14 protein-coding genes are annotated in these 19,923 nt (G+C 68.4%); 6 read left to right on the top strand and 8 right to left on the bottom strand.

The window, feature by feature from the left end:
* Window positions 1-385: 385 nt before the first annotated feature.
* Window positions 386-4,270, bottom strand: coding sequence for a phosphoribosylformylglycinamidine synthase (gene purL, locus K5L94_RS02770; protein ID WP_274511958.1), 3,885 nt, complete (start codon window positions 4,268-4,270; stop codon window positions 386-388).
* An 816-nt stretch (window positions 4,271-5,086) separates the two neighbouring features.
* Here purL and K5L94_RS02765 point away from each other — a divergent pair.
* Window positions 5,087-7,186 carry a glycosyl hydrolase family 18 protein gene (locus tag K5L94_RS02765; protein WP_274511957.1) on the top strand — a complete coding sequence of 700 codons (2,100 nt, stop codon included), beginning with the start codon at window positions 5,087-5,089 and terminating at the stop codon, window positions 7,184-7,186.
* Between the two features lie 115 nt (window positions 7,187-7,301).
* On the opposite strand, the gene K5L94_RS02760 is transcribed toward K5L94_RS02765, so the two are convergent.
* On the bottom strand, window positions 7,302-8,090 hold the full coding sequence (locus K5L94_RS02760) for a thioredoxin fold domain-containing protein (protein ID WP_053448748.1): 789 nt from the start codon (window positions 8,088-8,090) through the stop codon (window positions 7,302-7,304).
* A gap of 100 nt (window positions 8,091-8,190) precedes the next feature.
* The gene (gene xerD / locus K5L94_RS02755) at window positions 8,191-9,168 is read right to left on the bottom strand and encodes a site-specific tyrosine recombinase XerD (RefSeq protein WP_274511956.1); all 978 of its coding nucleotides are present in this window, start codon (window positions 9,166-9,168) and stop codon (window positions 8,191-8,193) included.
* Window positions 9,169-9,224: 56 nt separating this feature from the next.
* Here xerD and K5L94_RS02750 point away from each other — a divergent pair, with 56 nt between their 5' ends.
* The gene (locus K5L94_RS02750; protein WP_274511955.1) at window positions 9,225-9,716 is read left to right on the top strand and encodes an RDD family protein; all 492 of its coding nucleotides are present in this window, start codon (window positions 9,225-9,227) and stop codon (window positions 9,714-9,716) included.
* 114 nt (window positions 9,717-9,830) lie between these two features.
* Here the strand turns inward: K5L94_RS02750 and lptG are convergent, their stop codons facing one another.
* Both lptG and lptF read right to left on the bottom strand, forming a co-directional pair.
* The gene (gene lptG, locus K5L94_RS02745; RefSeq protein ID WP_053448746.1) at window positions 9,831-10,937 is read right to left on the bottom strand and encodes an LPS export ABC transporter permease LptG; all 1,107 of its coding nucleotides are present in this window, start codon (window positions 10,935-10,937) and stop codon (window positions 9,831-9,833) included.
* Window positions 10,934-12,016 carry an LPS export ABC transporter permease LptF gene (gene lptF / locus K5L94_RS02740; RefSeq protein ID WP_053448745.1) on the bottom strand — a complete coding sequence of 361 codons (1,083 nt, stop codon included), beginning with the start codon at window positions 12,014-12,016 and terminating at the stop codon, window positions 10,934-10,936. The genes lptG and lptF overlap by 4 nt, the downstream gene beginning before the upstream one ends.
* A gap of 104 nt (window positions 12,017-12,120) precedes the next feature.
* Between lptF and K5L94_RS02735 the strand changes: the two genes are divergently transcribed.
* The 4 genes from K5L94_RS02735 to K5L94_RS02720 all read left to right on the top strand — a co-directional run bounded on the left by K5L94_RS02735 (window position 12,121) and on the right by K5L94_RS02720 (window position 17,964).
* The gene (locus K5L94_RS02735) at window positions 12,121-13,599 is read left to right on the top strand and encodes a leucyl aminopeptidase (RefSeq protein ID WP_164088011.1); all 1,479 of its coding nucleotides are present in this window, start codon (window positions 12,121-12,123) and stop codon (window positions 13,597-13,599) included.
* An 82-nt stretch (window positions 13,600-13,681) separates the two neighbouring features.
* Window positions 13,682-14,107, top strand: coding sequence for a DNA polymerase III subunit chi (locus K5L94_RS02730; RefSeq protein WP_004154132.1), 426 nt, complete (start codon window positions 13,682-13,684; stop codon window positions 14,105-14,107).
* A gap of 72 nt (window positions 14,108-14,179) precedes the next feature.
* Complete coding sequence (locus K5L94_RS02725) at window positions 14,180-17,008, top strand: valine--tRNA ligase (RefSeq protein WP_053448743.1); 2,829 nt, start codon at window positions 14,180-14,182, stop codon at window positions 17,006-17,008.
* 134 nt (window positions 17,009-17,142) lie between these two features.
* Entirely contained in the window at window positions 17,143-17,964 is an 822-nt protein-coding gene (locus K5L94_RS02720) for an EamA family transporter (protein ID WP_274511954.1), read from the top strand.
* Window positions 17,965-18,068: 104 nt separating this feature from the next.
* Here the strand turns inward: K5L94_RS02720 and rimI are convergent, their stop codons facing one another.
* From rimI to pssA, 3 genes are read right to left on the bottom strand one after another with little or no spacing between them, the layout of a single operon-like run.
* Window positions 18,069-18,566, bottom strand: coding sequence for a ribosomal protein S18-alanine N-acetyltransferase (gene rimI, locus K5L94_RS02715; RefSeq protein WP_053448741.1), 498 nt, complete (start codon window positions 18,564-18,566; stop codon window positions 18,069-18,071).
* Complete coding sequence (locus tag K5L94_RS02710; RefSeq protein ID WP_164088008.1) at window positions 18,563-19,075, bottom strand: hypothetical protein; 513 nt, start codon at window positions 19,073-19,075, stop codon at window positions 18,563-18,565. The genes rimI and K5L94_RS02710 overlap by 4 nt, the downstream gene beginning before the upstream one ends.
* Window positions 19,072-19,848, bottom strand: a complete 777-nt coding sequence (gene pssA / locus K5L94_RS02705) for a CDP-diacylglycerol--serine O-phosphatidyltransferase (protein ID WP_005415206.1) — start codon at window positions 19,846-19,848, stop codon at window positions 19,072-19,074. Before pssA ends, K5L94_RS02710 begins: the two co-directional genes overlap by 4 nt.
* Between the last annotated feature and the right edge of the window lie 75 nt (window positions 19,849-19,923).

Genomic DNA, 19,923 nt, shown 5'->3' with positions numbered 1-19,923 from the left:
CCGGCCCAACGTCCCCTGGGGGCGTTTATTCGCGTGATTTACTGCGGGGTATTGCCGAACGGCGCGCAGCGACAGAAAACCGAGCGCGTGCGCCAACCGGTTACTGCGAAATGAATGATTCTGTAACGGGCTTCAAGTGTTAACGGCAACTTTCCAGATCGTCAAGACTTTGACACGGCAAATCCTATTGCCGTGAAGCAGTTCACTATTTCACCTGTTTATAAAGCGATTTTGTTAGGTCTGGGTGACGAACCACCGGCGCCCTGTAAACGCATGTAACTGATGGTTGCGGCAGGTATTTCTGCCCATCCAAAGAAAAACCCGACAGTCGCCTGCCGGGTTTTCCGTACCTCATCGCATTGTGGCGTGCGCGACGGTTGCGCCGTCAGCCGCACCACACCCGCGCGTTGCGGAACATGCGCATCCACGGCGAATCACCCTGCCATTCGGCCGGCGCCCAGCTCAGGTTGAGCGCGCGCGGGGTGCGCTCCGGGTGCGGCATCATGATGGTGACGCGGCCATCGCTGCTGGTCAGGCCGGTGATGCCGTCCGGCGAGCCGTTCGGGTTCAGCGGGTACTGGCTGGCAACGTTGCCGTGGCCATCGATGTAGCGCAGCGAGACACGGGCCGCGGCCTGGTCGACGGCGTTGTCGAACACCGCCTGGCCTTCGCCATGCGCCACCGCCACCTGCAGGCGCGAACCGGCCATGCCGCGCAGCAGGATCGACGGCGACTCCACCACTTCCAGCAGCGCGGTGCGGGCTTCGAACTGCTCGCTGGCATTGCGGCGGAACTGCGGCCAGTGTTCGGCACCGGGGATGATGTTCTTCAGCTGGCTCATCATCTGGCAGCCGTTGCACACGCCCAGCGCGAAGCTGTCTTCGCGGGCGAAGAACGCGGCGAACGCATCACGCAGCGCGCTGCGCTCCAGGATCGAGGTCGCCCAGCCACGGCCGGCACCGAGCACGTCGCCATAGCTGAAGCCGCCGCAGGCGACCAGGCCGGTGAAGTCCTGCAGCGCCACGCGGCCTTCGATCAGGTCGCTCATATGCACGTCAAAGGCGCGGAAGCCGGCACGTTCGAAGATGTTGGCCATTTCGATCTGGCCGTTGACGCCCTGTTCGCGCAGCACCGCCACGCGCGGACGTGCACCGGTACTGATGAACGGCGCGGCGACATCTTCGTTGAGGTCGAAGCTGAGCTTCGGCTTCAGGCCCGGCGCGTTGAAGGCGCGGGCGACTTCACGTTCGGCATCGGCGTTGGCCGGGTTGTCGCGGCGCTTCTGCATCGCGTGGGTGACCGACCACCAGGCGTCGAACAGCGCGTCCCAACGCCATTCGGCCAGGTTCTCGCCGCCCAGCGACACGCGCACCACCGGCGCGGTGGTCGGCTTGGCAATGCGCTGCGCGCATTCGGTGAGTGCGTGGCGCTCGACCAGATCGGCGAACGCGGCGCGGTCCTCGCGCGCGATCTGCACCACTGCGCCCAGTTCTTCATTGAACAGGCTGCGGAACGGATCATCGCCCCAGGCATCGAGGGTGATGTCCAGGCCCAGGCGCGAGGTGAAGGCCATTTCGCACAGTGCGGCGAAGGCACCACCGTCGCTGCGGTCGTGGTAGGCCAGCAGCAGGCCGGACTGGCGCGCATCGCGGATCAGTTCGAAGAAGCCACGCAGGCGCTGCGGATCGTCCAGGTCCGGGGCGGCACCGGCAAAGGCCGGCAGATCGCCGTGGTCGGCATGTACCTGGGCCAGGATCGAACCGCCCAGGCGCTGCTTGCCGGCACCGAGGCCGATCAGCCACAGCTCGCTCTCCACCTCACGGTCGAGCAGCGGGGTCAGCTGCTGGCGCACGTCGGCGACCGGCGCGAACGCCGAGATCACCAGCGACACCGGCGACACGCTCTTGTGTGCTTCGCCCTGGTCGTGCCACTGCGCCTGCATCGACAGCGAGTCCTTGCCCACCGGAATGCTGATGTCCAGCTGCGGGCACAGCTCCATGCCCACCGCCTTGACCGCGTCGTACAGCAGCGCGTCTTCGCCCGGGTGGCCGGCGGCGGCCATCCAGTTCGCCGACAGCTTGATCTCATCCAGTGCGTCGACCGGTGCCGCGCACAGGTTGGTCAGTGCTTCGCCCACCGCCATGCGCGCCGAAGCGGCCGCATCGAGCAGGGCCAGCGGGGTGCGCTCACCGATCGACATCGCTTCGCCGGACACGCCATCGAAGTCGGCCAGGGTGATCGCCACGTCGGCCACCGGCAGCTGCCACGGGCCGACCATCTGTTCGCGCGCGGTCAGGCCGCCGACGCTGCGGTCACCGATGGTGACCAGGAAGTTCTTCGAGGCCACGGTCGGGTGCGCCAGCACGCGCAGGCCGGCCTCGTGCAGGTCCAGGCCACCGGTCTTCAGCGCCGGCCAGCGCGGTGCCGGCGGGTGCGCGGTGTCGCGGTGCATCTTCGGCGGCTTGCCGAACAGGACGTCCATCGGCAGGTCGATCGGCGCATCGGCCGGGGTGTGGCCCGGCACCGCACCGTAGGCCACCACCAGGTGTTCCTCGGCGGTGGCCACGCCAACCGCAGCGAACGGGCAGCGCTCGCGCGCGCACAGCGCGGCGAATTCGGCCAGGCGCTCCTGGGCTACACCCAGCACGTAACGTTCCTGCGACTCGTTGCACCACAGCTGCATCGGCGACAGCGACGGATCATCGGTGGGCACCTTGCCCAGGTCGATGACGCCGCCGACCTTGGAGTCGTGCAGCAGTTCGGGAATGGCATTGGACAGGCCACCGGCGCCGACGTCGTGGAAGAACTTGATCGGGTTGTTGGCGCCCATCGCCACGCAGCGGTCGATGACCTCCTGGCAGCGGCGCTCCATTTCCGGGTTGTCGCGCTGCACGCTGGCAAAGTCCAGGTCCTCGGCGCTCTCGCCGGAGGCCACCGAACTGGCGGCGCCGCCGCCCAGGCCGATCAGCATCGCCGGGCCACCCAGCACGATGACCGCATCACCGGCCTGCAGCGGGATCTTCTCGACCTGGATGCGGTCGATGGCACCGAGGCCACCGGCCAGCATGATCGGCTTGTCGTAGGCGCGCACCAGGTCAGCACCTTCGGGCAGCTCGAAGCTGCGGAAGTAGCCGAGCAGGTTCGGGCGGCCGAATTCGTTGTTGAACGCGGCGCCGCCGAGCGGGCCGTCGGTCATGATTTCCAGTGCAGGTGCCATGCGCGGGTTCAGCGCGCGCGGCGCTTCCCACGGCTGCGGCAGCTCGGGAATGCGCAGGTGCGAGACCGAGAAACCGGACAGGCCGGCCTTCGGCTTGCCGCCGCGGCCGGTCGCACCTTCGTCGCGGATCTCGCCACCGTTACCGGTCGATGCGCCCGGGAACGGCGCGATCGCGGTCGGATGGTTGTGCGTTTCCACCTTGATCTGGAACGCGCTGGGCACCTGCGGCTCGCGCCGGTATTCGCCGCTGGCCGGATCCGGGCGGTAGCGCGAGGCCGGGTGGCCTTCGATCACCGCCGCATTGTCGCTGTACGCGCTGAGCGTGTGCTGCGGGGTCTGCTGGTGGGTGTTCTTGATCATCCGGAACAGCGAGCGGTCCTGTTCCTGGCCGTCGATGGTCCAGCTGGCGTTGAAGATCTTGTGGCGGCAGTGCTCGGAATTGGCCTGCGCGAACATCATCAGTTCGACGTCCGACGGCGAGCGGCCCAGCGCGGTGAAGCGTTCGCGCAGGTAGTCGATCTCGTCCTGGGCCATGGCCAGGCCCAGGCGCTGGTTGGCGGCCTCCAGCTGGTCCACCGGCACGCGTTCCAGTTCACCACGGGCCGGTGCCGAGAACAGCGCCTGGCCCTCTGCCACGGTCTCCAGCACCGACTGCGTCATCGGGTCGTGCAGCGCCTTGACCAGCGCCTGCTGGGCGGCGGCATCGGCCGGCCAGCCCTGCACATCGATGCGCAGGCCACGCTCGACCCGGCTGACCGGCTGGCCCGCACCGCGGACCAGTTCGGTGGCCTTGCTCGACCACGGCGACAGCGTGCCCAGGCGCGGCACCACGATGCGGCTGACCGCGCCCTCGGCCACGGCCTCGGCCTGCGGCGCAGCTTCGAGGATGCGGCACAGGGTGGCCAGGTCGGGGGCGGCGCTGCCTTCGGGCTGCACGAAGTAGACGTGCCAGGCACCGCTGATGCGCAGGGAGGGAGCGATGGACTGCAGGCGGGATTCAAGACGTTCGCGGCGGAACGGCGACAGGGCGGGCGCGCCCTCGAGGACCATCATGTCCGGGGAACCGTAGTTGGGAAACGGGCCCGACATTGTACCGGAAGCGGGGGAAGGGCTCTGGCCGGGCGGCGCCCGGCACCCGCCGAGGCCAGGGCAACAGCAACGGCCAAAGCAAAAGCTGGGTTCCCGTGGGATGGCGGGGTGGGTCCGGTGGCGGGGGACGCCGTAAACCCGTCCCTGGGGGCTTGGCCGCGGCATCCATGCCGCGGACACCCCCGCCACCGGACCCACCCCGCCTTCGACAGATTTCTGCGATCTGCAGTAGATCCACGCCATGCGTGGATGCTCTGCGGTAGTGCCGGCCGCTGGCCGGCAACCAGGAAACATCGGAAATCAGGCAGTGAAGAGCGAAGCGACCGGCTTCTGCTTTTGATTTTTTTGTTCTGCCTTTCGTGGCTGGCCGCGCAGGAACCTGTCAGGGGCCGGGTGGGTGGGCTGCGCAGGGGCGTGAGCCGCATGGATGCGGCGACCGAGCTTACATGGACGTACTTGCAGCGTCCCCTGCGCAGCCCACCCACCCGGCCAACCCTCAGAAACCCGCTTTCAGCGACCCACCCCAGCCACGAGGGGGCTCCGCCGATGGCCGCCGACCGCGCGCAGCGCCGCTCTCCAGCCGAATCCCCGAACCATGCACTCGCTCACGGATTGACCACACGATTGATGACAACGTTGTCCCCACCTGGTGCCGGACTCTCTCCCCGGCCTCCCAGGTACCTCCGTCCGCCCCCTCCGTCGCCTTCCCGGGCGACGCCCGGACCTGCGTCACGCGCGGCGCCATCGGGGCCCGCGCGCCCTTTGATCGGAGACTTACCCATGTACGACCCGATTGTGCGCAGTGCCGAACGTTCGACCCGTAGCTGTCGTCCCCGCCGCCTGGCCTGGCTGCTTGCCCTGGCCGCCGGCAGCGTCGCCCTGCCCGGCCTGGCGCAGGCCGCCAGCTGTGCCGGGGTGGCCCAGTGGGACCAGGCCAAGATCTACCGGGCCGGCGATACCCTGCAGAAAGGAGGCGTCCTCTATCGGGCGAACCAGGACATCTGGAACGCGCCGCCGGATCATCCGGCCGGCGCGCCCTACTACACCAACCTGGGTGCCTGCGATGGCAGTGGCAGCAACCAGCCGCCGGTGGTCAGCCTGACCTCGCCGGCCAACGGTGCCACCTTCAGCGCCGGCAGCACGGTGAACGTGACCGCCAACGCCAGCGATCCGGACGGCAGCGTCGCCAAGGTCGAGTTCTTCCGCGACGGCAGCTCGCTGGGCATCGCCACCAACGCGCCGTATGCGGCCAGCTGGGCCAATGCCAGCGCCGGCAGCCACACGCTGCGTGCGGTGGCCACCGACAACAACAATGCCACCACCAGCACGCCCACCATCACCATCACCGTCAACGCGGCCGGGGGCGACACCACCGCGCCGAGCGTGCCGGGCGGGCTGGCAGTCGGCACCCGTACCGCCAACAGCATCGCGCTCAGCTGGAGCCCGTCCACCGACAACACCGGCGGCAGCGGCGTGGCCGGCTATGACGTGTACCGCAACGGCAGCCTGGTCGGCTCGCCGTCCAGCGCCAGCTATGTCGATGGCGGGCTGACCGCATCGACCACCTACCGCTACCGCGTGCGTGCCCGCGACAACGCCGGCAATGCGTCGGCACAGGGCACCGAGATCAGTGCCACCACGCTGGCCGGCGACGGCGGCACTACCGGCAAGCGGGTCATCGGTTACTTCACCCAGTGGGGCATCTACGGCCGCAACTACCGGGTCAAGAACATCGACAGCAGTGGCTCGGCCGCGCGCCTGACCCACATCAACTATGCGTTCGGCAACGTGCGCAACAACCGCTGCGAAGTGGGCATCACCCAGCCGTCGGATCCGAACAGCGGTGCCGGTGGCGATGCCTTCGCCGATTACACCAAGGCGTTCAGTGCCGCCGAGAGCGTCAGCGGCAGCGCCGATACCTGGGACCAGCCGCTGCGCGGCAACTGGAACCAGCTCAAGCAGCTCAAGGCCAAGTACCCGGGCATGAAGGTGTTGATCTCGCTGGGTGGCTGGACCTGGTCGCGCGGCTTCTCCAGCGCGGCCCGCCCGGAAAACCGCCAGGCCTTCGTCGCCTCGTGCATCGACGCCTACATCAAGGGCAACCTGCCGGTGACCGACGGTGCCGGTGGTGCCGGAGCCGCGCTGGGCGTGTTCGACGGCATCGACATCGACTGGGAATACCCGGTGGCCTGTGGCATCGAATGCGGCAAGCCGGAAGACAACGCCAACTTCACCGCACTGATGGCCGAGTTCCGCCGCCAACTCGATGCGGTGCGTCCGGGCCTGTTGCTGACGGTGGCAGTGGGTGCGGGCATCGACAAGATCCGCGTCACCGATCCGGCCGCGTACCACCCGTACCTGGACTACATCAACGTGATGACCTACGACTTCCACGGTGCGTGGGATGCGAAGACCAATCACCAGTCGGCGCTGTTCGATTCGCCGAATGATCCGTCCACCGGCGACCAGAAGCTGTACAACAGCAACGATGCCATCGAGGCCTTCATCAGCCGCGGCGTGCCCGCTGCAAAGCTCAACCTGGGCATCGGCTACTACGGGCGTGGCTGGACCGGCGTGGCCAACGCCAACAACGGCTTGTACCAGACCGCAACCGGCGCCGCACCGGGGACCTACGAGGCCGGCATCGAAGACTGGAAGGTGCTGAAGAACCTGGCGTGGCCGGGCTACACCGACAACACCGCCGGTGCCACCTGGATCTACAACGGCAGTACGCTGTGGAGCTTCGACACCCCGGCCAACATCACCCGCAAGATGGGTTACGTGAAGACCCAGGGCCTGGGCGGCGCGTTCGTCTGGGAGTTCAGTGGTGACGATGCACAGGGCACGCTGACCAAGGCGGTCAGTGATGGCCTGAAGTAAGGAAAAAGCCGGGGGCGCATTGTGCGCCCCCGGCCCCTGATCTGTAGCGCCGAGCCATGCTCGGCTGTCACATGTGGAACCGCAGTCGAGCATGGCTCGACGCTACAGTTCCGCGTCAGCGCTTGGCCGACAGCTTTTCCAGCGCTGCGCGCAGCTGTGCCGGCGGCAGGTAGCCACCCAGCTGGGTGCCATCGGGGGCGAAGATCGCCGGCGTGCCGTTCACGCCCAGCTGCTGGCCCAGCGCGTACTGCATGGCCACCGGGTTGGTGCAGTTCTTGGCAGGCACGCTGCCACCGCGCTTGGCATTGGTCAGCGCCTGGCGACGATCGGCCGCACACCAGACCGAGATCATGTCGGTGTAATCCTTGCTGCCCAGGCCCATGCGCGGGAACGCCAGGTACTCGACGCTGATGCCGTTGCGGTTCAGTTCGGCAATGTCCTGGTGCAGCTTGCGGCAGTAACCGCATTCGATATCGGTGAACACGCTGATGGTGTACTTCGCGTTCGGCGCGGCAAACACGATGCGGTCACCATGGTTGGCCTTGGCCAGCAGGTCGCGGCGGTAGCCGAGCAGGCCTTCGCTGTTGGCCGGGCCCTTGGCACGGGTGTCGTAGGGCTGCGACTGGAACAGGTAACGGCCATCGTCGGAGACGTACAGCAGCTGGCCGGAAACGACGACCTCGCGGAAGCCCGGGAACGGCGCAGCACCGATGTAGTCCACCTGGAAGCCCGGATTGAGCGCGGTCAGCGCCGCACGCACGGCCTGGTCGGCCGACGCATTGGCGACCGGACCGGCCTTGGCCGCCGCGGCGGCAGCAGGTGCCTTGGCGGCCGGCGGGGCCGGCTGGGCGCAGGCGGTCAGGCTGAGCGCACCGAGCACGGCGGCGATGGCAAATCGAAGCATGGAGCGGTCCGCGACAGAAGAAGACCCCGGATTCTGACACAGCCGCCCGCAGCGGGCCGCGACGCCGCGCACGGCCCGGGGCCGGGATTCAGCCGCCGGCTCAGCCGCGCGGGTGATGGCGGGCGTGCAGCTTCTGCAGGTGTTCGCGGGCCACCAGGGTGTAGATCTGGGTGGTCGACAGCGAACTGTGGCCCAGCAGCATCTGCAGCGCGCGCAGGTCGGCGCCGCGATTGAGCAGATGGGTGGCGAAGCTGTGGCGCAGGCCATGCGGACTGATCCGCGCCGGATCGATCCCCGCGACCTGGGCGTGGCGCTTGACCAGATGCCAGAACGCCTGCCGGGTCAGTGCGTGCAGCGTCGGCTCGATGAACAACGGCGTCTGCCCATCGGCCAGGGCGTGCACCCTGCCCTTGCCGACCAGCTGCGGCCGCGACTGCTGCAGGTAGCGCTCCAGCCAGTGCTGCGATTCCTCGCCCAGTGGCACCAGGCGTTCCTTGCTGCCCTTGCCGGTGACCCGCAGCACGCCCTGGCGCAGGTTGACCGCGGTGGCCGGCAGCAGCACCAGTTCGCTCACGCGCAGCCCTGCGGCATACATCAGTTCGAGCATGGCCCGGTCGCGCAGGCCCAGTGCGCTGTCGATGTCCGGCGCCGCCAGCAGTGCATCGATCTGGCTTTCGGCCAGCGCCTTGGGCAGCAGACGTGGCAGTTTCGGTGGGTCCAGCAACGCGCTGGGGTCTTCACTGCGTTCGCCACGGCGTACGCCATCGGCGAAGAACGCACGCAGCGCCGACAGCAGGCGGGCATTGCTGCGCGGCGACCAGCCATGGCGGGTGCGCCAGGCCAGGTAGTCGAACAGCCCGGGACGCTCGATGCCGGCCAGGCCACCGTCGCGCCCATCCATCCAGCGCGCCAGCCCTTCCAGGTCGCGCCGATAGCTGTCGAGGGTGGCGCGGGCCAGGCCGTTCTCGGCCCAGATGGCATCGAGGAAGCGCTGGATGCGCGCGCTGTCGTCACCGCGCAGCTCGGGCAGCTGCTGGACCAGCTGGCGGCGTTCGGCAGGAGTGGAAACAAGGGCCATGGGTGAAGGATACGAGGGTGCCAGCGGATGCGGCCAGCATTGCGTATGCTCGGCGCATGTCCCGCCCCGCCACCGACACGACCCCTGCGGCCGCTACTGGAATGCCGCGCCCGCGCGCCCTGCTGGTCTGGCGCGTGCTGGCCATGGTCTACGACGCACTGCCGGTGCTGGCACTGTGGATGCTGGCAGGCACGCTGTTCACCCTGGCCTACACCCTCAGCGGCCACGCGCAGCGCGAGAACATCGCCCCGTTCAGTGCCTGGCAGTGGCTGCTGTGGGCGGTGTGCTGGGCTGTGACGGGCGGGTATGCAACGGCCAGCTGGCGCCGCGGCGGCCAGACGCTGGGCATGCGGCCATGGCGGTTGAAGCTCGAATCGAGCGATGGCACGCCGCTGCGGCGCGCGCAGCTGTGGCTGCGCTTCGCGGTGGGCACGCTGTCACTGCTGCTGGCTGGGCTGGGGTTCTGGTGGGCATGGGTCGACCCCCAGCGGCTGACCTGGCACGACCGCGCCAGCGCCACCCGGCTGGTGCGGATGCCCAAGCGCTGACGCGCATTCTGTAGCGTCGAGCCATGCTCGACTGCCTTCTGTGTAGAGTCGAGCCGTGCTCGACTCACGCGCGGAGCTCAGAAAGCAGCCGGGCCACGCCCGGCGCTGCATCACTCAGCCCGACTTGCGCCGGAACAGCAATCCGGACACCGCCAGCATCACGATCGGCGGCAACGCATAGGCAATGCGGTAGTCGAACTTCAGCGCGCCGGCCATGCGGCCGAAGAACAGCTGCAGCAGCCAGAAGCCCAGTGCGAACAGGATGCCCAGGAACAGGCGCTTGCCCATGCCGCCGCTGCGTAGCGAACCGAACGCGAACGGCACCGCGGCCAGGCACAGCGCCAGCACGTTCAACGGGTAGAACCAGCGGCTCCAGTAGATATCCTCGAAATCACGGGCATCCAGGCCGTTGCGTTCGCGGTACTCGATGCTGGCCCGCAACTCGGTGATCCTCAGGTTGCGCGGCTTGGCGATCCCCGCGGCCAGCGCGCCGGCATCCAGGCGGGAATTCCACGGCTCCCGTGCCACTTCCTGGCGCGTGGCCGAGCGCTCGCCGAACGTATCGCGGCTCACGCTGGTCAGCACCCAGCCGTCACGGTCATGCTCGGCGGTGGCGGCATGGGTGATCGAGGCGATCCGTCCATCCTCGGCGATGCGATACAGGCGCACCTCACGCAGGATCAACCGCGTGCCCTTGTCGCCCACCAGCTGCTCCTCGCCGCCGGCAGCGCTGAGGAAGGTGTCGCCCTCACGTGCCCACAGGCCCGCGTAACGGGTGGTGGCGATGTCCCGGCCCCACTTGGCGCTGGCCTTCAGCGCATCGGCGCGGTCCTGGCCCCACGGTCCCAGCGTCTCGGCGCTGAACACCATCACGGCGGTCAGCAGTGACAGCGCGATCGCCACCGACACGCTCAACCGCCTGCGCGACAGGCCCAACGCGCGCAGCGCGGTCAGTTCCGAGGTCGCGGCCAGCTGGCCCAGGCCCATCAGCGCGCCGATCACCGCAGCCGTGGGGAACATCGTGTAGGCCCGGCGCGGCACGGTGTACAGCACCCAGGCCGCCGCGTGTCCCAGCGTGTAGCCGTTCTTGCCGATGTCCTTGAACTCGCCGGAGAAGGCCATCACCACGTCCAGGCCCACCAGCACCGCCCAGGTCAGCAGCACCGTGGTGAACACCGTCCGGCCCAGGTACAGGTCGAAACGCATCGGGCGCAGCCTCATGCGCGGGCTCCCTTCGGTCGGCCCAGGCGGCCATCACGTGCATACATCCAGATCGACAGCGCCAGCAGCGGCAGGGTCAACCACCACAGGCCGAGCGCGGCCGGTATCTTGCCGGTGGCGATCCAGCCACTGCCGATGAACATCAGGTTGGTCCCCACCATGTAGGCCATCAGGGCCAGCATCATCCGCCCGTAGCGCTGCTGGCGCGGCGAGCTGCGGCCCAGCGGTACGGTCAGCAGGGCAAAGGCCAGTGCGATCAGCGGCGGCGCCAGGCGGCGGTGCAGCTGGGCCTGCGCCTGCGGGCGCCCATCGCCGATCAGCTGCAGGGTCGGCATCAGTTCCGGATCATCCTCGGTCCGGGTCTGCGCGCCATCCGGCAGGGCCACATCGTTGCGGGCGAAGGTGGCCAGGCGGTAATCCAGCCCGCCTACGGCCGGGCCTTCCACCTGGTGCCCGTCGTCCAGCTCGAGGAAGCGCTGGCGGGCACCTTCAAAGAACATCCGGCCACCTGCGGCGGACACCACCTCGATGCGGTCGTCCTTCTGCCGCTGCATGAACACCTTGCCCAGCTCGGTGCCGTCAGCCGAGATCGAAGACAGGTAAACCACGCCCCCATTGGGCAGCGGGGTGAACCGGCCAGGCTCCAGGCCGGCCATCAGCACGCTGCGGTTGGCCTCGATGATCATCTGCTCGGCCACCCGGCCGGCCCACGGGCCCAGCCACAGCGAGCAGGCACCGACCAGCAGCACCACCGGCACCACCAGCATCAGCAGCGGCCGCAGCAGGCGCTTGGGGCCGACGCCAATGGCGGTGATCACCGCCATTTCCGAGTCGCGGTACAGGCGGGCGATGGCCAGCAGCAGGCCCAGCATCAGTGCCAGCGGGAGGATCAGCGGCAGGTAGGCGATGAACTGCAGGCCCAGCTGCGAGAACAGCAGCTTGGCCGGCAGGCGTCCGTCGGCAATGTTGCCGAGGATGTCCACCAGGACGCCGCCCACGCTGACCACGAGCAGGACGATCAGGGTAGCGAGGAAACTCTGGACGAAATCGCCCAGCAGGTATCGGTCGAGCTTCAACATGGGGCGGTGGTTTAAACTCTGGGGTTCGTTCGCGGTGCCGCCCAGTCTACTGTCTGGGCGTAAACGGTCCGCGATTGTACGGACTTGCCAATGGAATCTGCTCAATGGCCCTCGAATTCACCCTGAACCACGTTGCTCCGGCCGCCGCCACCGTTGATTGCCTGGTGGTCGGCGCGTATGCCGACCATACCCTGACTCCGGCCGCAAAGGCACTGGACGCCGCCAGCGGCGGTCGCCTGGCCGCCCTGGCCCAGCGCGGCGATCTGTCCGGCAAGACCGGCGCCACCACCCTGCTGCACGACCTGCCGGGGGTGTCGGCCCCGCGCGTGCTGGTGGTCGGCCTCGGTGAGGCGGCCCGTTTCGGCGTGCCCCAGTACCTGAAGGCCGTCGGCGACGCCGTGCGCGCGCTGAAGGCCGGTGCCACCCGCAGTGCGCTGTTCACCCTGTCCGAAGTGGCGGTGAAGGACCGCGACGCCGCCTGGGCGATCCGCCAGGCCGTGATCGCCGCCGATCACGCGGCTTACCGCTACACCGCCACCCTGGGCAAGAAGAAGGCCGACGATGCCGGCCTGGCGCAGCTGGCCATTGCCGGTGACGACGCCCAGGCCCTGGCCCAGGGCCAGGCCATCGCCGCCGGTGTCGAGTTCGCCCGCGAACTGGGCAACCTGCCGCCGAACTACTGCACCCCGGCCTACCTGGCCGAAGTGGGCGTGAAGTTTGCCGGCGAGCACGACGGCGCCGAGGCCGAGATCCTGGATGAGACCCAGATGGAAGCGCTGGGCATGGGCTCGCTGCTGGCCGTGGCCCGTGGTTCGGCCAACCGCCCGCGCCTGGTCGTGCTGAAGTGGACCGGCGCCGGCGACGCCAAGCCGTACGTGCTGGTCGGCAAGGGCATCACCTTCGATACCGGTGGCGTCAACCTGAAGACCCAGGGCGGCATCGAGGAGATGAAGTACGACATGTGCGGTGGCGCCAACGTCATCGGCACCTTCGTCGCCGCGGTCAAGGCCAAGCTGCCGCTGAACCTGGTGGTGGTGGTCCCCGCGGTGGAAAACGCCATCGACGGCAACGCCTACCGTCCGTCCGACGTGATCACCTCGATGTCGGGCAAGACCATCGAAGTCGGCAATACCGACGCCGAAGGCCGCCTGATCCTGTGTGACGCGCTGACCTATGCGCAGCGTTTCGAGCCGGCCGCGCTGGTCGACGTCGCCACCCTGACCGGTGCCTGCATGGTCGCCCTGGGCCATCAGACCGCTGGCCTGATGAGCAAGCACGACGACCTCGCCAACGAGCTGCTGGCCGCCGGCGAACACGTGTTCGACCGCGCCTGGCGCCTGCCGCTGTGGGACGAGTACCAGCCGATGCTGGATTCGACCTTTGCCGACGTCTACAACATCGGCGGCCGCTGGGCCGGTGCGATCACCGCCGGCTGCTTCCTGTCGCGCTTCGCCGAAGGCCAGCGCTGGGCACACCTGGACATCGCCGGCGTGGCCAGCGATGAAGGCAAGCGTGGCATGGCCACCGGCCGCCCGGTCGGCCTGCTGAGCCAGTGGCTGCTGGACCAGGTCGCCCGCGCCTGATGCCGTACCCGACCCTGGCCGGCCACCGCCGGCCAGGGCCTCGCCCGGCAACGCCGGGCCCCTGCCTGACCCGGACCCTGCCATGCCCCGCGCCGACTTCTACCTGATCGCCAAGCCCCGCTTCCTGACCGAGCCGCTGCGCCTGGTCTGCGAGCTGGCGCGCAAGGCCAACGACGCCGGGTTGTTCACCCTGGTGCTGGCCCGTGACCAGGCCCAGGCCGAGGAACTGGACGAACTGCTGTGGGCGTTCGATGACGACGCCTACATCCCGCACCAGATCGCCGGCGAGGACATGGACGAGGAAGAAGCCCTGGTGCTGATCGCGGTGCCCGGCACCGAGGCCCCGGCCCGCCCGCTGGTGATCAACCTGCGCGACGATCCCTGGCTGGGCCAGTGCGAGCGCGTGCTGGAGGTGGTCCCGGCCGACCCGGAAGCGCGCGAACCGCTGCGCGAACGCTGGCGCCAGTACAAGGCCGCCGGTTACGACCTGAACAAGCACGACATGTAAGCACGCGCCGGCCCCCTTGATGGGCCGCCGCCGTGCCCTGATCCTTCAACGATTGCCTCCTGGTTCCCCCGCATGACCCAACTCGCCTCCAGCTACGACCCGAAGTCCTTCGAGACCGACCTCTACGAGGCCTGGGAGAAGGCCGGCCACTTCAAGCCGTCCGGCACGGGCGAGCCGTACACCATCCTGCTGCCGCCGCCGAACGTGACCGGCACCCTGCACATGGGCCATGCCTTCCAGCAGACCCTGATGGACGCGCTGGTGCGCTACCACCGCATGCGCGGCTACGACACGCTGTGGCAGGTCGGTACCGACCATGCCGGCATCGCCACCGAAATGGTGGTCAGCCGCAACCTGGCGCTGGAAGGCAAGGGCGAGACCCGCGATTCGCTGGGCCGCGAAGGCTTCATCGGCAAGGTCTGGGAGTGGAAGCAGCAGTCCGGCGACACCATCGAGCGCCAGATGCGCCGCCTCGGCACCTCCGCCGACTGGTCGCGCAGCACCTTCACCATGGACCCGCAGCCGTCGGCCGCGGTCAACGAAGCCTTCGTGCGCTGGTACGAGCAGGGTCTGATCTACCGTGGCCAGCGCCTGGTCAACTGGGACCCGGTGCTGAAGACCGCGATTTCCGACCTGGAAGTGGAGAGCGCCGAGGAAGACGGCTTCCTGTGGTCGATCGCCTACACGCTGGATGAAGGCCTGAGCTACGAGCACGTCGAGCGCGATGCCGACGGCGTGGAAACCCTGCGCGAGACCCGCGACTACCTGGTGGTCGCCACCACCCGCCCGGAAACCCTGCTGGGTGATACCGCGGTGATGGTGCACCCGGAAGACGAGCGCTATGCGCACCTGATCGGCAAGAGCGTGGTGCTGCCGCTGACCGGCCGCCGCGTGCCGGTGATCGCCGACGACTACGTCGACCGTGCGTTCGGCACCGGCGTGGTCAAGGTCACCCCGGCGCACGACTTCAACGATTACGAAGTGGGCGTGCGCCACAGCCTGCCGATGATCAACCTGTTCACCCCGGTGGCGGCGCTGAATGAGAATGCCCCGGAACGATTCCAGGGCCTGGACCGCTACGAAGCGCGCAAGGCCGTGCTGGCCGAACTGGAAGACCTGGGCATCCTGGTCGAGACCAGGGCGCACAAACTGCAGGTGCCGCGCGGCGACCGTACCGGCCAGGTGATCGAGCCGTACCTGACCGACCAGTGGTTCGTGAAGATGGACGACCTGGCCAAGCGTGGCCTGGAACTGGTCGAGGACGGCAGCATTTCCTTCGTGCCGCCGAACTGGATCAACACCTACCGCCACTGGATGAACAACATCCAGGACTGGTGCATCAGCCGCCAGCTGTGGTGGGGCCACCGCATCCCGGCCTGGTTCGATGCCGCCACCGGCAGCTGCTACGTCGGCCGCAGCGAAGCGGAGGTGCGGGCCAAGCACAACCTCGGCAGCGATGTGGTGCTGAACCAGGAAAGCGACGTGCTGGAGACCTGGTTCTCCTCGCAGCTGTGGCCGTTCTCCACCCTGGGCTGGCCGAACGAACAGGCCATGGCCGAGCGTGGCTTCGACCGCTACCTGCCGTCGTCGGTGCTGATCACCGGCTTCGACATCATCTTCTTCTGGGTGGCGCGCATGATCATGGCCACCGACAACCTGGTCGGGAAGATCCCGTTCAAGGACGTCTACTTCACCGGCCTGATCCGCGACGGCCAGGGCCAGAAGATGTCCAAGAGCAAGGGCAACGTGCTCGATCCGCTGGACATCATCGACGGCATCACCATCGACGACCTGGTCGCCAAGCGTACCGGCGGCCTGATGCAGCCGAAGATGGTGGAGAAGATCGAGAAGGCCACCCGCAAGGAATTCCCGGACGGCATCGCCGCCCACGGTGCCGATGCGCTGCGCTTCACCATCGCCGCGCTGGCCACCCACGGCCGCGACATCAAGTTCGACATGAACCGCGCCGAGGGCTACAAGAACTTCTGCAACAAGCTGTGGAACGCCAGCCGCTTCGCCCTGATGAACACCGAGGGCGCGGCGTTCAGCGGCGTGCCCACGCCGCGCACCGATGCCGAGCGCTGGATCCTGGCGCGCCTGGCCGCCACCACCGCCGAAGCGCAGGGCCATTTCGCCGCCTACCGCTTCGACCTGCTGGCACAGTGCCTGTACGAGTTCGCCTGGAACGCGTTCTGCGACTGGTTCCTGGAACTGAGCAAGCCGGCACTGAACGGTGGTGACGCCGCCGACGCCGAGAGCACCCGCCACACCCTGCTGTACGTGCTGGAAGCGCTGCTGCGCCTGCTGCACCCGCTGACTCCGTTCATCACCGAACAGCTGTGGCAGCAGCTGGCCCCGCGCCTGGGCCTGGCCGAGACCACGCTGTCGCTGCGCCCGTACCCGACCGCGGCCGAGTTCGAAGGCGATTTCGCCCAGGCCGAGGCCGACGTGGAATGGCTGAAGGCGGTGATCAGTGCGGTGCGTCGCGTGCGCAGTGAACTGAATGTCGCGCCGTCCAAGCTGGTGCCGCTGCGCCTGCAGGCCGGGCTGGAGCAGGACCGCGTGCGCATCGAACGCTTCAGTGCCTCGCTGTCGTTCCTGCTGAAGCTGGACAGCATCCAGTGGCTGGCAGAAGGCGAAGGCGCACCGGCTGCCGCCGCCGCGATCATCGGTGAGCTGAAGCTGCTGGTGCCGCTGGAAGGCCTGGTCGATCTTGATGCCGAGCGCGTGCGCCTGGACAAGGAAATCGCCCGCGTCGACGCCGAAAAGGAGAAGAGCGAGACCAAGCTGGCCAAGTTCACCGACAAGGTGCCGCCGGCCGTGGTCGAGCAGGAGCGCGTGCGCCTGGTGGACTGGAACACCCAGCTGGCTGGCCTGCGCGAGCAGCGCGCGAAGCTGTAACCGCCGCGCTCTGGTGCGTGCCAACCAAGGTTGGCACCTACCACGGCGGGAGAGGTTGGCACCCACCGAAGCGGAATCGGAAACGCCGGGCGATGCCCGGCGTTTCCATTTGCCTCGCATGGCATCATCGGCGGATGCCGCTTTCCATCTTCCTGCTCGTCCTCGCTGCCGCAGCACTGCATGCCAGCTGGAATGCGATCGTCAAGCGCGGGCCGGACAAGTTCCTCGGCACCGTGCTGGTCACCGGCAGCGCCGCGCTGCTGTCGGCCACCGCGTTGCCGTTCCTGCCCTTCCCTGCCGCGCACAGCTGGCCGTGGCTGGGTGCCTCGGTGTTGCTGCAGGTGACTTACTACGGCCTGGTCGCACGCTGTTATCAGCAGGTCGACATGAGCCTGGCCTATCCGCTGATGCGTGGCAGTGCGCCGATCCTGGTCGCACTGGCCGGCACCCTGCTGGGTGAAGGTCTGCCGCCCGTGGCGTGGCTGGGCGTGGTGCTGGTCAGCACCGGCATCCTGTGCATGGCACTGGGTGCACGAGGCGGCCAGCTTCGGCTGCCACTGCTGACTGCCGCAATGATCGCCACTTACACGCTGGTCGATGCGCAGGGTGCGCGCCAATCCGGCAGCGCGCTCAGTTACACCCTGTGGTTGTTCCTGCTGTCGGGCATTCCATTGCCGCTGTGGGCGCTGTACACCCGGCGGGGTGCGGTGCTGGCCTATGCGCGCCAGCACTGGCCGCTGGGCATGGCCGGCGGCGTCGGCACCACCGCCTCGTATGCGATGGCGCTGTGGGCGATGACCCAGGCGCCGGTGGCGATGGTTTCGGCGCTGCGCGAATCCTCGATCCTGTTCGCGCTGCTGATCTCGGTGTTCGTACTGCGCGAACACGTGCCGCGGGTGCGCTGGCTGGCCGCTTCGCTCATCGTGGGCGGCGTGCTGGCGTTGCGGTTGGCGTGAGCAGAGCGTGCCAACCAAGGTTGGCACCTACCACGGCAGGCGATGTGTCGATCACAGCGGAGACCCATCGGTAGTGCCGGCCGCTGGCCGGCAACCCTTCTCCGCTACAGCGGCGGCATCGCCTGCAGGTCGCCGTCGACCAGCTCGATCGCCATCACCAGCGCGTCTTCGCGGCCCTGCGCGGCGGGGTAGTAGCGCGGGCGACGGCCGATCTCGTTGAAGCCTTCGCTGTGGTACAGCGCCAGCGCGGGCGCATTGGACGGCCGCACTTCCAGGAACACGCGCTGCGCGCCGCGGTCTCCGGCCAGCTGCACCAGCGCACGCAGCAACTGGCGGCCGAGCCCCCGCGACTGCGTCGACGGATCGATGCAGACGTTCAGGACATGCGCCTCATCGGCGGCGATGCTGAGCACGCCGTAGCCGATCAGCAGGCCATCGCGCTCCATCGCCAAGCCCGGGTAACCCGCGCGCAGGCAGTCAACGAAGATGCCGCGGGTCCATGGAAACGGATAGCCGCGCACTTCAATCGCCATCACCGCATTGAGATCGCTCTCGCGCAACGCGCGCAGGCTGACCGGGCCGGGCTGGCTGACCGCACTCATGGCGCGCCCCGCTTGCGCAGCGCACGCAGCTGCGGCCACAGCGCGCGCTTGGCGGCCGGGTCGTGGCGCAGCTGGTCCAGGGGCCAACTGTCCATCAGCGCCTGCGTCGCCGGATCATTGGGATTGCAGCCGGACGCACGCAGCAGCGCGATCTGCAGGCGATCCGGCAGGCGCACCACGGGCTGCCGGGCATTGCCGGCCGGCAGCGGACGCGCCGATGCCGGCGCGGTATCGGGTGCGTTGACCGGGGTTTCGCGGCGGGGCGGCGCCGGGCGTTGCAGACCGGGCGACGGCACAGCCTCGGCGCGGCGTTCGCCCGACGAAGATGCCGCGCTTGCCCGTGCCGGCTGCGTCGGCGGCACGGCGGCCGCCTCGGCTTCGGCCACGCTCAGCTGCAGCGCGGCATCCAGCTCGGCGGCCAGCTGGCCGTCGTGGTAGACGGTGTAGCCCATGGCCTGCAGCCAGGCCTGCTGGGCCGGAGACCACAGCACGGGCAGGTCCTGGCTCACGCCGCCTCAGGCTTCTTGCGCAGGCGCTGCACGGCCCACATCACCGGGCCGGACAAGGCATACAGGATGCCTACCGCGAACAGCACGCGCGGCAGATCGATGACCGCGATGGCGATGGCCACCGGCACCAGCGCCAGCACCAGGAACGGGACGCGATCAGACCGGGTGCCCTTGGCGGCACCGCCCTTGAAGCTCCAGAAACGGATGCGGCTGACCATCAGCAGCGCCGCGATGATCGTCACGGCCAGCGCCACATAGCGCAGCTGGTTGCCGTCCCAGCCCAGGTTGCCATCGGCGAAGGCCCAGACGAAGGACATCATCAGACCGGCCGCAGCCGGGCTGGCCAGGCCGACGAACCAGCGCTTGTCGACCACCGCCACCTGGGTGTTGAAGCGGGCCAGGCGCAGCGCCGCGCAGGCGGCATACAGGAAGGCCACGGCCCAGCCGACGCGGCCGAGCAGCGGGTCATCGAACTTCAGCCACGACAGCGACCAGTGGTACATCACCAGCGCCGGGGCCATGCCGAAGCTGACCAGGTCGGCCAGTGAGTCGTACTGCACGCCGAATTCGCTGCTGGTGCCGGTCAGGCGCGCCACGCGCCCGTCCAAGCCATCCATCACCGCCGCCACGAACACGGCAATGCTGGCGTTGACGAAATCCCCGTTGGCCGCGGCGATGATCGCGTAGAAACCGGCGAACAGCCCGGCGGTGGTGAACAGGTTGGGCAGCAGGTAAATCGTGCGCGAACGCGGCGGCGGTGTGATCGGGTCCATGGAATCCAGTTTAATCGACTTGCCAGTGCTCGGTGCCAATGCTGCAATCGGCGTTCTACGCCCATTCTGCGGAGT

The organism is Stenotrophomonas forensis (assembly GCF_028752115.1).
GTDB classification, from domain to species: domain Bacteria; phylum Pseudomonadota; class Gammaproteobacteria; order Xanthomonadales; family Xanthomonadaceae; genus Stenotrophomonas; species Stenotrophomonas forensis.
This window is presented reverse-complemented; position numbering and strand designations above follow the sequence as displayed.